The following is a 13615-nucleotide window of genomic DNA, read 5'->3' as shown; positions in this document are numbered from 1 at the left end:
AGGAGAGGGTCAGGGTGAGGTCTATAAATTTAAATAACCTCCATCCCAACCTTCCTCCTAAAAGGAGGAAGGAGCTTTAGTATTAGTGTGCCTCATCCCAGTTCATGCCTTTACCAACTTCCACGACCAAAGGCACAGAAATTTCAATCACGGATTGCATCACTTCAGCCAGTTGAGGTGCCAGTTCATCTGCAATCGCTTCATCGACTTCAAATACCAATTCATCGTGGACTTGTAGCAGCATTTTGGCCTGATCTTTAGGTAGCATTTTATCAACCTCAATCATCGCCATTTTAATGATGTCTGCAGCCGAACCTTGTAATGGTGCATTAATCGCAGCACGTTCAGCGGCTTTGCGGACCATCATGTTACGGGCATCGATATCAGGTGTGTATAAACGGCGGCCTAGAATGGTTTCAACGAAGCCTTGTTCCAATGCCACCTGACGGGTACGCTGCATATATTCATAAATCCCCGGATAACGACGGAAATACTGTTTGATATATTCCTGGGATTCCTGACGAGTAAAACCTAACTGACGAGTCAGGCCAAATTCAGACATGCCATAGAGCAGACCGAAGTTCACGGCTTTAGCCTGACGACGCTGATCATTGGTTACTTCTTCAAGCGGGATACCCAGAACTTCAGCTGCGGTACGGCGGTGCACGTCCTGTCCATGGTTAAAGGCATCTACTAGCGCATCATCCTGAGATAAATGTGCCATCAGACGCAATTCAATCTGTGAATAATCGGCTGCGAGTAAGACACGGCCTTCAGGCGCAATAAAGGCCTTACGAATCTGACGTCCGATTTCCGCACGAATTGGAATGTTCTGCAGGTTTGGATCAGTAGACGATAAACGGCCGGTTGCAGTCAGTGCCTGATGATAACTGGTATGCACACGATGGGTGTCATTATTGGCCTGCTTGCATAGACCATCGGTATAGGTACTTTTCAGTTTAGACAGACCCCGATACTCCAGAATAAGTTCAGCAATCGGGTGTTCCAGTTTTTCCAGCACACTTTCACTGGTGCTGTACTGACCGGTAGAGGTCTTTTTGCCACCTTTTAGGCCTAGTTTATCAAACAGAACTTCACCGACCTGTTTCGGAGAGCTGACATTAAACGCTTCACCGGCTATTTCCGTGATCTGATTTTCCAGATTCTGCATGGTTTGAGCGAACTCACAACCGAGTTGATCCAGAAAAGCCAGATCCAGTCGGATGCCATTTTCTTCCATACTGGTCAGCACACGGGCTACTGGCATTTCAATATTATGCAGAATATTGACCAGTTCAGGATAAGTCTGCAGCTTTTTGCTGAGTACTTCAAACAGACGATAGGTCACATGTGCATCTTCTGCGGCGTAGTGTGCTGCGGCTTCGATCTCGATTTTATTGAAAGTTTTTTGTTTGGCGCCTTTACCTGCCACCTGTTCATAGGTCGTGGTTAAGTGGCTTAAGTACAGACGAGCCACATCATCCATGCCATGACGGGTGGCAACCGAGTTCAGCACATAAGAAGCCAGCATGGTATCAAAATACCAGCCCGCCAGATGAATGCCGTGATTTTCCAGAACATGCGCATCATATTTCAGGTGGTGGCCAATTTTCTGAATCGCTTCATCTTCTAAAATCGGTTTGATCTGAGCCAGAATTTTTTCACGATTTAGCTGTTCTGGTGCACCTTCATAATCATGTGCCAATGGTACGTAATAGGCATCCTGTGCATCAAAAGCCACCGAAAAACCGACAATCTGTGCAATACGATAATCCAAACTGGTGGTTTCAGTATCAAAAGCAAAGCGTTTTTCAGTATTTAAACGTTCAAACAGCTTGTCCCAATCTTCCTGAGTTAATACAGTATGATATGTCGCTTCTCCAAGCTGATCGTTATCACTGCTCAGTGTCGCTTGCTGCTCATCGGCTTCTTGAGGTTCAGGTACGGCTTTGGCAGTAATCGATTGAGTAGCCTGTTTATAATTACGGTTGTTTGGATTATTCGGATGGTCCAGTGATTGTAGCTGGTTACGGAATTCCAGTTCGGTATACAGATTACGTAAAGCTTCTACATTTGGATCCTGAAGTTTCAGGTCATCATAAGTGAAGCTTAAATCCAGATCGCAAATGATGCTGGCCAATTGATGATCCAGTGCAATGCCATCGGTATTGTCTTTAATATTCTGACCCACTTTACCTTTGATCTTGTCGACATTTTCCAGAATGCCACCAATCGAGCCATATTCATTGAGTAATTTGGCTGCAGTTTTTGCTCCGATCCCAGGCACACCCATAATCCCGTCTGAGGCATCGCCCATCAGGGTCAGGTAGTCAATGATCTGGTTCGGCCATACACCAAACTTTTCAAAAACCCCATCAACATCCATTGGTTTTTCTTTGAAACTGTCTTCCAGGGTCACTTTATCAGTCACCAGCTGTGCCATGTCTTTATCACCAGTTGAAATCAGTACCTGATGACCTAAAGCTTCAGCACGTTTAGCCAGTGTACCAATAATGTCATCGGCTTCCGCACCTGGCAGCATATGCAGGGGAATGCCTAATGCGCGAATCAAGGCATGTAAGTATGGAATTTGCTGTGACAGTTCTTCCGGCATGCTCGGACGGTCACCTTTATAAATAGGTGATAGCTCGTGACGAAAAGTCGGTTCAGGCGTGTCGAAAATCACCGCCATATGGGTTGGCTGGGTACGGCGCATCAGTTTTTGAATAGCAGAAATTGCACCACGAATTGCATTGGTGTGCAGACCGGTTGACGTGGTTAATGGTGGTAGTGCATGAAAGGCACGAAATAAAAAGTAAGAGCCATCGACCAAGACAAATGGTGGCATGTAATCAATTCCTTATTCAAAAAACAGTTTTATTGTACGTGATTTTTACTGCACTCGCAGGGGCAAGTCGGTTTCTACAGCTTAGCGAATATTGGGTGAAGATGAAATAAGCAGTACAAGCTGTTGTATGATGACATGGTTAAGGAACGAGAACGAGAAGAATGACGGCAGGGCAAAATGAATTGCGTATGATCTGGCTGATTAGTCTGGTAATTGTGGGAATAAGTGCATGGTATCTGGAATTGCAGATCGTGACTTATCTCACTGGTCTGGGTTTCCTGATCAGCGTGATGCAATATATCAGTGCCATTGAAGCGCCCATGCGGGATCTGGCAGCACCGACGCAGGTGATTATGTCAGCCAATTCTAAAATACCGCTATATATTTCTTCTATTATCGCCATTGTCGGAGGCGTGACTGAGCTTAACTGGCTCATGGGCATTGGTATTACCGCCTGGATTTTCTTTCTATTACGCTGGCTACAACGTTTGGAACGTAATATTATCCAGTTGCAATCTCGTTACCGATCAGCAGATCAGACACATCCAGAAATCACTCAACCAGATATTTCTTTACCTATTGCTGCTCAAGCTAGTCCAGATCAATCACAATTGCTGGATCAGATCCAACAGTGGATTTTTCGCGGAAATCCAGTTCTCAAAGCTGCGATCGCCATTTTGGTAATCGGAATCATTTTATTACTTCGTTTTGCAACAGAGCACTGGCAGCTGAGCTTGGCGGTAAAATTAGGACTGGTCGCTTTATCTGCTGTTGTTGTGACCGGATTGGGTTATACCCTGATCGCTAAAAACCGCAGTTTCGGTCTGGCACTAGAAGGCTTGGGATTAGGGGCACTATTTCTGACCTTGTTCTTTGCCTATTACAATCTGGTGATTGCCACGTTGCCACTGGCAGCTCTGGTGTTCTTGGTCATTTTGGCAATTACGCTGTACTTAAGCTTGAAACAGGAAAGTATTGAGCTGGCAGTCATGGCCTTATTCATTGCCTATCTGGCGCCGTTTACCTTGCCGACCCGAGATGCTTCTGCGGTTGAGTTCATCAGTTATTATCTGCTGATTAATATCGGCGTGCTGTTACTCAGCAGTTTGCGGCCCTGGAAAATCCTGAACCAGATTGCTTTTCTGGTCACAGTCATAGTAGGTGGAATGTATAGCCTGATTCATGGTCATACATACGAACGTTATACGATGACGACTCTGATTCTGGCACATAGTGCGGTATTCATCTGGCTGGGCTTTCGCTTTAGCCAGTTACTGGCCCGGCAGGATCTTTCCCGTTTTCGTTTAAAACCGGTTCTGGATCTTGCCCTAATTTTCGCTGCACCGATTACCGCCTATATTTTCCTGTATCTGATTCATTTCAATCAGCCTGATCAAAAGCTTTGGCAAGCCGGATTTAGTCTGTTATTTGCCGGGATATTTGCAATCTGTTGGACTTTAGTGCGTCGTAGAGAAAGTATTCAGGTCATTTCCCAAAGTTATCTCAGCTTGATGCTGATCTTTCTGGCTTTGGTTCCACCCATTTTATTGACAGAGCAGTGGAGCGTAGTCGGTTGGGCGGTTGAAGGAGTACTAATTTATCTCTGGGCATTGGAAAAGAATATTCGGGTTGCGCATTATCTGAGTATGGGACTGCTGATCATGGCAGGCTTCAGTAGTGTTTACTATCTGATTGAGCTTAATCCCACACCGCGGGAAATTTTCTGGATTCTCAGCTTCTGTTATGTCGCCGTCGTCTTCCTGAGTCAGCTTAAAGCCAAATATCGCCAGCAGCTGAATAGTTTAAGTATCAGTTTTCTGAGCATTCTCAGTTTTGCTGGAATTTTGATGTTGTTTGCCTTGCTTGAAGATGAATTTGCTCATGAGCAGACCTATATTTATAGTTTATTCAGTCTTGCACTGGGTCATACGGTTCTAAGTGAAATCATACAACGCAAGCATCAGGAATGGTGCTGGTTATTGCCAAAATGGAGCAGTCTTACGCCATTGGTGATCATTGCGATTTTGCTGGCTGTTGATCATAGCGAAAATGGGATTCTGGTTTGGCCAAGTGCTTTGGAGCGTGGAATCTTTGCACTTTCATCATTATTGCTGGCTGCTTTATGGTTAAGACCGGTGAAAGGGATTGATTTATCCAAAGAGTGGATGAGCTTTGGTGTTTTTGCCAGCCTGGCTTTAGCCAGTTTATGCCTAATACCGAGCATGCCTTATCTCAGTATGGTAATTCTGCCTCTTGTATTCTGGTTCTGGTGTTACCGGCAAAAAGAAAATTCAGAGTGGCGCTTACTCTGGCAGAGTAAAAACTGCTTAGTGTTAATGGGAGCTTGGTTAATATGCTCACAGCTGTTTAACCAGCAAGCTTTCCAATATTACTGGCTGCCTCTATTCAATCCATTTGATCTGATCAGTCTGGCCATGCTTGCCAGTTTCCTATGGATGCTGTTGCAGCAGATTCGGGCAGGACACGATCGCGGTATGATGTCGGTACTGATGGTGCTAAGCCTGTTATGGCTGTCGAGCTATATTGTATTACGGGCTCTACATATCTATCTGCAAATACCATTTAATAGTCTGGAATTATGGAGCAATGCTACGGTGCAGCTAAGCTTGACGATTCTTTGGGTATTGTTGGCTTGGGCAACCATGTGGACGGCTACGCTAAAAAGGCTTAAACCAATGTGGATTTTAGGAGGCAGTATTCTGGTGATCGTCAGCTTGAAGCTGGTGTTATTCGACCTGTCTCATACCGGTACACTGACACGTGTGATTTCATTCTTGCTGGCCGGTGGGGTCATGCTACTGATTGCGTATATAGCACCAATGCCGGATGGAGAGAAAAGGGTTTGAATCTAAATTACTCGATTTGAGCGTTAATTTAATCTCCCCAAACCCTGAACGAGCTTAAAGCACAGCTTTAAGCGATATGTAAAAGAAAGACAGGCTTTTTATGACAGTTCCTCCCTTAGTAAAGGGAGGTGAGGAGGGATTTAGAAAAAGTTATTTTAAATCCGGCTCTCTCTTCAGCTCCTTCTCATTGGCATATTGATCAACGTCTTCATTTTCCAGTGGGCGAGCCAGTGGATGATCAACAAAGCCCATTTTCGGTACCGGAATTTCAATCTGGTTATCGAGAAAGCCATTTCGAATCCGTTCCTGCATTTCATCACGGACTTTCAGATAATTTTCCTGCTGACACCAAATCGCAAACAAAAGTTCAATCGAAGATTCACGGAAGGCGGTGACTGTGACTGCAGGCTTTGGATCGGCCAGAACCAGCGGATATTTATTGGCAACATCAAGCAGTACTTCACGCACCTTGATGATGTCTTCATGAAAATTAATAGCCAAGGTAATCGGAATACGCCGGATTGGAAACTTGGACAGGTTGTGTACCGGAGCCCGAATCAGTTGTTCGTTCGGCAAACGTATATAGATATTATCTTGAGTAAGCAGTTTAACCGAGAGCAGATCAATCGAAATCACTTCACCTTCAACGGTATGTCCACGAATCAGTGTAATCTGAATGGTATCACCGACCTCAAAAGATCCTTCACCAATCAGGAAGATACCGCTGATCAGGTTGGATGCAGAGGTTTGAGAAGCGAAACCCAAAGCCACAGTTAAAATACCCGCTGCACCGAGGAAAACACTGAGTTTAAAGCCGGCTTCCTTCAAACTCGCCATCACAAACAACAGGAAAATAAAGTAGAAAATCCCGCGGCGCCAGACCATTTGCTGATGCGCATTAAAGCGTATACCGATAGTACGGATAAAAGCATTCGAGAAAAAACGTGCGATCAGGAAACCAATAAAACACAGCACAACCGCGACGACAATTTCAGTCAGGCGATCCGTATTAATATTGGTAAATACTCCCTTGAGACTGTTGGTGACTTCGGTTGGAATATTCGAATTTGGCATCACACGCTCTTAGAAAAATGAATCAAACATATTAAATAAATTTCCCGCTGGATCACGCGGTGGGTGTAAATAATCCACTTCACCCGCATTGGGCGGGGTACGGTTTTCCACCCGGATCCGGGGGGGGCGATCCAGACCTTCATGCAGAACCTTAATCTGCGAGGTCCATAAACGTTCAGTGCTGGCACTATAAAAGAGAGGCAATGCAGGTACTGGAACATTCATCCGATCGAAACGCAGTTGCTGCTGACTGGTATTATGAAATTCAATCGGGGTCACAGCACGGAATGCACGAGGACGTAATTGTTGGAGCTCGGTTCTTCCGTCAACTGCGGTAGCATAGCAAATTTCACCGGAACGATGATTGGGTCCAAACCAGGTGTCTTTCGGTAAAATCACTGGAAGATCAAAAATCGGTTCACGTTGACCTTCGACAAAACCGGCAATCCATAGCGGGGTGCTGATATAGAGGGTTCCACGTTGTCCAGCCGGAATATAAATCGGATCAACCGGTTTAATTACTACGGAGCGATTCGCCAGACGCGGCATAAGCTGTAACTTGCTTTGGGTAGATTTGAACATATAGCGTTCAATTTTCACCGGTTTCGGAAATGCAAACAGTGGATCATTAATCTGATGCCATTGCTGTTCATAATCGTACTGCACCGTCGGACGATAATATTCCAGTCGCCATTCCTGCAAACCTCTGGTCAAACGAAACAGCAGAGAGCCAAATTGCCAAGCCTTGGACTCGTTAATTTCAAAACTTTGCTCTCCCCACCATTGAATTCTGGGAGACTGCAGGTTTAATTCCTCTTGATCTTGCGGCAATGTTGGCATCCTTTCTTACTAAATCTTTGAAAACATACTTCACGCTGTCATATGCTTAGAGTACACTCAATTTAAATTTTTTCATCATTATTATAATCTGCGATGCAAGTACTGAAACAATTACAAATCCCGTATAGCTTTGCGAAACGTCATGGTGTGCTATTGCGTTATGAGGGAGATCAGGCTTTTATTGTCCGTCGTGACAATACATCTATGCTTGCATTACAGGAAGCACGCCGTTTGCTGGGTCATCCGGCTCAGTATCAACATTGTACAGAACAAGAATTCAATCAGTTACTCAGTTCCAGTTTTGCCGGCGATAGTGGTGAGTCACAGCAGGTCGCGGCTGGTCTGGAAGATCACCCGGATTTATTAAGCCTTGCTGATTCGGTCCCTGAAGCCGAAGATCTGATGGATCAGGAGGATGATGCGCCTATTGTCCGTCTGATCAATGCCTTGTTGTCTGAAGCAATCCGTGTTGGCGCCTCAGATATTCATGTGGAATCCTTCGAAAAACGACTTTCTGTACGCTTGCGTGTCGATGGGCAACTACGTGAAATTGTGCAGCCGCGTCGTGAGCTGGCACCATTACTGGTATCACGGATCAAGGTCATGGCCAAGCTGGATATTGCGGAAAAACGGATTCCTCAGGATGGCCGTATTTCCTTGCGTCTGGCAGGTCGCGAAGTCGATGTTCGTGTTTCGACCTTGCCATCTTCTTATGGTGAGCGGGTGGTGATGCGTTTGCTGGATAAGCAGGCTGGCCGTCTGAATATGACTCATCTGGGCTTGATGAATAACGATTATGATCGACTCAAGACCCTGGTGCATCGTCCTCATGGTATTATTCTGGTGACTGGACCTACCGGTTCGGGTAAGACCACCACCTTATATGCAGCACTCTCTGATCTAAATGATGGTTCCAAAAATATTCTGACAGCTGAAGATCCAGTGGAATATCAGTTAGAAGGGATTGGTCAGACTCAGGTAAATACCAAAGTCGATATGACCTTTGCCCGTGCCTTAAAAGCCATGTTACGTCAGGATCCAGATGTGGTGATGGTGGGGGAAATCCGTGATCTGGAAACTGCAGAAATTGCAGTTCAGGCATCATTGACTGGTCACCTGGTATTATCAACACTACATACCAATATTGCGATTGGTGCAGTGACGCGTTTAAAAGATATGGGAATTGAGCCATTCTTACTATCCAGCTCTTTAATTGGCGTAGTTGCTCAGCGTCTGGTGCGTACCTTATGTCCACATTGTGCGACCTGGAAGGATGCAGATGCATTTGAGAAAAATCTGTTTGAACATATTGAGCATCCACAGGATTTAAGATTACCTCAACCGCACGGTTGTGAACGCTGTGGGAATACCGGCTTTAGTGGACGTACTGCCATTTATGAAATTGTACCGGTTGATGAACATATGCGCCGTCTGATTCATGGCAATGCGGCTGAATATGAGCTGGAAACCTATGCACGTCAGCAATCAGGTTCAATTCGCGATGATGGTTTACGTAAAGTGCTGGCTGGTAAAACCACGATTGAAGAAGTTCTGCGTGTAACCAATGAGGCGGCAGAGTAAATTTTTATTCGATGGGATAGGAAGGCACTGTTTTCTTAAATAAATATCTCAAATGATCATTTTTCTATTAAATAGCATAAAGCAATTTTGATCAAAATTTTATAAGAATGATCAGCTCTATCCTGAAATGACTTCTGATTTTTCAGGATAGAGAGTCAAATATTTATTTAGACTTAGGTGATGACATTCAAAGTAACATCAATATTGTTACGGGTTGCATTTGAATAAGGACAAACGATGTGTGCGGCATCGACCAGCTTTTGAGCTTCTTCCAGTTCCATGCCTTCTAAATGAACATTTAAAGTCACTTCAATACCAAAACCGGTAGGAATCGGACCAATGCCAACTTCACCCTCAATATAGGCATCTTTGCTAATATTGATTTTATCCCGGTTGGCAACAAACTTCATGGCACCTAAAAAACAGGCTGAATAACCTGCAGCGAACAATTGTTCAGGATTGGTTCCGCCACCTGGGCCACCCATTTCCTTAGGCACTGCCAGTTTTACATCCAGAATCTGATCGTCAGAGGTTGCACGGCCATCTCGACCGCCTGTAGCTTTGGCACGTGCGGTATATACTGCTTTTTCTAATGACATGAGAGTATTTCCTGCTTGTTCTTTTATGGAACTTCTATGCTCCATAATTTCTAGGGAAGAATAAGCAGGGATTTTGTTAATTTATGCAAGCGAATGAGAATGCAGTAGAAAGTCTGACTTAAGAAAATTGTAATAACTTGTGATGCTGCATGAGTGGCATAGACTCACGCACTTTGGCCTGCTCAGTCAAATCAAAATCAACCGTAATAATCTGTGCGCCTTCCGCATGCACCATATCGAGAAGTTGACCACGGCTGTTTGTGGCAGCGGCATGTCCCCAAGTTTGACGTTTTTCACCATGCCAACCCTGTTGAGCAGCACCGAGAACTGTGCATTGGGTATCCATAGCACGTGCTTGCAATAATAATTGCCAGTGCATTTGGCCAGTGGTGTAAGTAAAGGCAGATGGCGCAGTTAAAATATTCGCGCCTTGGCCACGTAAATGAAGCGCGAGTTCAGGGAAACGCAGGTCATAGCAGACCATCATACCGATATTGCCAAAAGGCGTTTTCGCAACAACAACATCGGTACCTGGTTCAAAAAATTGGGATTCCTGATAGCCACCAACAGCATCACCGACCTGTACATCAAAGAGGTGAATCTTGTCATAGCGGGCTTCAGTTTTTTCTGGGCTAATACATAGACTTACGGTTCGAACCCGGCCATCTTCAATAATCGAACCATCAGGACGATAAGGACAGGGTAAGGTCCCAGCCACAATCCAGGTTTCGTATTGATGGGCAAGCTGTTCCAGACGTTGTTGAATGCTCTCGAACTGAGCAGCAGTTTCGTGCTGTTTACCAGCAGCAAAACAGACGAAATTTTCAGGAAAGACAATAAGTTCAGCGCCTTTTGCTTTACTTTGTTGAATTAATGATTCGATGGTCATGAAATTTTGCTCAATTTCATTCTGGGAATTCATCTGTGCAACAGAAAGTAAAGTCATAGGGATTCCTTATTGTGTGTTTATACCTTTTGTTCAGACACTTGATCTAGATTATCTTGTTCTTTTTGCAACTGTTTGACCAAGGGCTCAAACATATTCTGGTTGCTCTGATTTAACCGCATTAAAGTCTTGTGTGCATCCAGAACAGTTTTCAGCATCGCTTGATGCGTCACATGTTCTTCCATCAGTTTACGCGTACATACATTTGAACCACCGCAGTAATCCAAAATGACAAAGACCTGCCCCAAGCCCATACTGTTGGCCAGAGTCGTGATATCAGAGTTAGTCGACAACATCACCGCCTGGATCTTATGGAGCTGCTTAAGTTTAAGTCCTAATTTTGCCAGGACACCCAGTACAGTGCTGTCAATAAAGCTGGTTTCAGTCAGATCAACAATTGCGCCAACAACGTTGTCCTGCTGCTCAAGTTTGTTCAGTAATTTGTCTAGACTAATACAAGATTGGGCCCGCACTTCGCCGATAAGCTTAAAAATATGCGTTCCATTCAAGCTTGCATATTCAACATGACCTGTTGACATATAAATGCCATTTGCAGAGAAGGATATTAAATTATCCCATAGGGTCTATAGATACTCAAGTAGCTGAAAGTCGCAATCAAATTAAGTGCTTATAAAACTTGTGATTATACTGCTATTTCACTCTTATAAAGCTGAGAATGGCAATATCGTCGGCAACATGTTCGGGTGCTTCGAAGGATTCGTTTTGTAAGTGATGCAATAATTGGGAAAATTGTTCATTCAGACCGCCGCTAAACGGCTCCAATGCCCCATCTGAACAGATAATGAAACGTGCATTGCGGCTGAAGATATACTCATTTTCGTCTACCTCAAGGTCTTCAGTGAGGCCAAGAGGGAAGCTGCTGGATGACAGGATTTTTGGTTCCTGATTCGGTTCAAAGATAATCGGAGGAGGGTAGTGACCAGCACTGGACCATTTCAAGACATGGGTTTCCAGGTTCAGGATTCCGGCAATCATGGTGATATGCTTTTCGATATTTTCCTGAACCAGCATCCCGTTTAGTTTCTTGATTAGCTCACGAGGCGTTTTGGAGCGACCATGAAAAGCCGCCATCCAGGACGTTAATAAACTGCTGGTAACGCCATGACCAGAAACATCCGCAAGATAAAAAATGATTTCTTTATCGCTGATTTTCCAGTAATCGTACCAATCGCCAGATAGATAGGCAGAAGGCTGAAAATAGGTTTCAACCGCATAATTGGTTAATTCAATTTCATTCGGCAGCAGACGTTTTTGTAGCTCTGCCGCAGAAGGAAGATCACGACTATCCTGATTACGCTTATATTGCGCATCAATTTTTTGTAATGCGATATCGGGTTGTTCAGGCAGTTTATCCCAGATCCAGCCTGCCAAAGCACCTTGTTCCCAAGCTTGTGCCAAGGCTGTTCCTTCATTTTCTAGCGCTAATACTACAGTCGGAAGGTTCCACTTATATTTCAGATAATCATGTACATCTGCAATAGCAATAATCGTTGCATCGTACAACTCGTGATCTTCCAGCTTGATTACTTGAACGTGCGGAAGCTTCTCAAGTACTTGATCTAAATAAGGAATATCACGGGTAGGTTGAATGAAATACATAGACAGGTAGTTCGATCCTGGAATGAGTTATAAGATGTACTATAACAAGCAAATGATTGCTAGCGAACAGTTTCCGCTAGCAAATCATCATTGAGCTTAGGTTTCAAAGGTCATCACTAGAAGATTCAGTCTCATTTTCATCGAGAGATTCATCTTCAAGATTTTCATCATCGAAGTCATCTTCAAGGAATAAAGATTCCTGTTCCAGACCTTTTTTCTGGGCAATCATATAATTGGTGCGCTGCAAATAAATATCGCGAATTTGTGCATAACGATCACCTGTTAACACACCTTCAATATCAAGTAATTCTGCACGATTATCAATTGCACGCCAGAATTGATCACCCCAATACAAGCCTTCATCATCTTCAAGAATATATTTCTGTGGACGGGTCTGGCTATCGACTGCCATACCGAAAGTATCACGCACAGAACTTGGGCCTAGGAACGGTAACATCACATAAGGGCCAGAAGGTACACCATAATAACCTAGTGTGATCCCGAACTTTTCATCTTCATGATCCAATCCCAGACGACGGGCAGGATCTGCCAGACCTAAAGTAGTTAAGGTATTAATGGTAAAACGGCCCAAAGATTTTGCCGCACGAGCAGGACGGCCCTGAATCAACTGGTTTACCGCATTCCATGGTTCACCCAAATTGCTACGGAACTGGGTGTAGCTGCCACGAACATCTTGAGGAACCTTTTTCTGATACTGAACCGCAATGGGGCGAACGACTGCCTGATCGATTGCATCATTAAATTGATACACCTTTCTATTCCAGCTCTGAAAAGGATCTTTAACTTCTTCAGCCTGTGCAGCACTAGCATCGACTTTTAGCTGGGTTTGCAGGTGACTCACCTTGGAAGATATTTTTTCTCTGAGTGGAACCGTATCAGTAGTAGTAGAAGATTCAGTTTCTATTTCAGTCTGTTCAGCCTGAGTAGTGTCTTCAGCAAAAATTAATGGGCTAGAGGCCAAAGAAAATAAGCATAAAGATAAATAAATAGAGCGATGCATAAGGAAACCCCAAAGCCTTGTTCTGAGTATAGTGGCGTTGTTTAACCCGGAATAATAAACTGTATTACTAGGAATAGGCGTAATTTAAGCAAAATTGTATAATAAATGGATAAAAACTTCATAAAAGACTAAAAATTAGACATGCGGTAAGATTTATTTAAAAAAGTTGTTGCAAGGCATCTGAAATACTGTAGAATGCACATCCATCGGCGGTGATGA

Annotated in this window: 10 protein-coding genes; 2 read left to right on the top strand and 8 right to left on the bottom strand. The window is 44.1% G+C overall.

Features of this window, described 5'->3' with window-relative positions; translation table 11 throughout:
• Positions 1 to 82: 82 nt before the first annotated feature.
• Positions 83 to 2848, bottom strand: coding sequence for a DNA polymerase I (gene polA / locus RJ01_RS08985; protein WP_034170821.1), 2766 nt, complete (start codon positions 2846 to 2848; stop codon positions 83 to 85).
• 161 nt (positions 2849 to 3009) lie between these two features.
• Here polA and RJ01_RS08980 point away from each other — a divergent pair, with 161 nt between their 5' ends.
• Positions 3010 to 5715, top strand: a complete 2706-nt coding sequence (locus tag RJ01_RS08980; protein ID WP_034170820.1) for a DUF2339 domain-containing protein — start codon at positions 3010 to 3012, stop codon at positions 5713 to 5715.
• Positions 5716 to 5865: 150 nt separating this feature from the next.
• On the opposite strand, the gene RJ01_RS08975 is transcribed toward RJ01_RS08980, so the two are convergent.
• On the bottom strand, positions 5866 to 6789 hold the full coding sequence (locus RJ01_RS08975; protein ID WP_005233958.1) for a mechanosensitive ion channel family protein: 924 nt from the start codon (positions 6787 to 6789) through the stop codon (positions 5866 to 5868).
• Positions 6790 to 6798: 9 nt separating this feature from the next.
• Positions 6799 to 7629 (bottom strand): hypothetical protein, encoded by an 831-nt coding sequence (locus tag RJ01_RS08970; protein ID WP_122959115.1) that lies wholly within the window; start codon positions 7627 to 7629, stop codon positions 6799 to 6801.
• A gap of 93 nt (positions 7630 to 7722) precedes the next feature.
• Between RJ01_RS08970 and gspE the strand changes: the two genes are divergently transcribed.
• The gene (gene gspE, locus RJ01_RS08965) at positions 7723 to 9210 is read left to right on the top strand and encodes a type II secretion system ATPase GspE (RefSeq protein WP_034170819.1); all 1488 of its coding nucleotides are present in this window, start codon (positions 7723 to 7725) and stop codon (positions 9208 to 9210) included.
• A 173-nt stretch (positions 9211 to 9383) separates the two neighbouring features.
• Here gspE and RJ01_RS08960 read toward each other — a convergent pair whose 3' ends face one another.
• The 5 genes from RJ01_RS08960 to RJ01_RS08940 form a co-directional block, all read right to left on the bottom strand.
• Positions 9384 to 9809, bottom strand: coding sequence for an organic hydroperoxide resistance protein (locus RJ01_RS08960; protein WP_034170818.1), 426 nt, complete (start codon positions 9807 to 9809; stop codon positions 9384 to 9386).
• 118 nt (positions 9810 to 9927) lie between these two features.
• A complete protein-coding gene (locus RJ01_RS08955; protein WP_034170817.1) occupies positions 9928 to 10755 on the bottom strand; it encodes a carbon-nitrogen hydrolase family protein in 828 nt (275 codons plus the stop codon).
• 20 nt (positions 10756 to 10775) lie between these two features.
• Positions 10776 to 11294, bottom strand: coding sequence for an anti-anti-sigma factor GigB (gene gigB, locus RJ01_RS08950; RefSeq protein WP_034170816.1), 519 nt, complete (start codon positions 11292 to 11294; stop codon positions 10776 to 10778).
• Between the two features lie 112 nt (positions 11295 to 11406).
• The gene (gene gigA, locus RJ01_RS08945) at positions 11407 to 12375 is read right to left on the bottom strand and encodes an RsbU family protein phosphatase GigA (RefSeq protein ID WP_034170815.1); all 969 of its coding nucleotides are present in this window, start codon (positions 12373 to 12375) and stop codon (positions 11407 to 11409) included.
• Between the two features lie 103 nt (positions 12376 to 12478).
• Positions 12479 to 13396, bottom strand: coding sequence for a VacJ family lipoprotein (locus RJ01_RS08940; protein ID WP_034170814.1), 918 nt, complete (start codon positions 13394 to 13396; stop codon positions 12479 to 12481).
• Positions 13397 to 13615: the final 219 nt, after the last annotated feature.

The organism is Acinetobacter sp. YZS-X1-1 (assembly GCF_000804305.1).
GTDB classification, from domain to species: domain Bacteria; phylum Pseudomonadota; class Gammaproteobacteria; order Pseudomonadales; family Moraxellaceae; genus Acinetobacter; species Acinetobacter variabilis.
The sequence above is the reverse complement of the archived record's forward strand: the minus strand, read 5'-3'. Positions and strand labels throughout refer to the sequence as shown.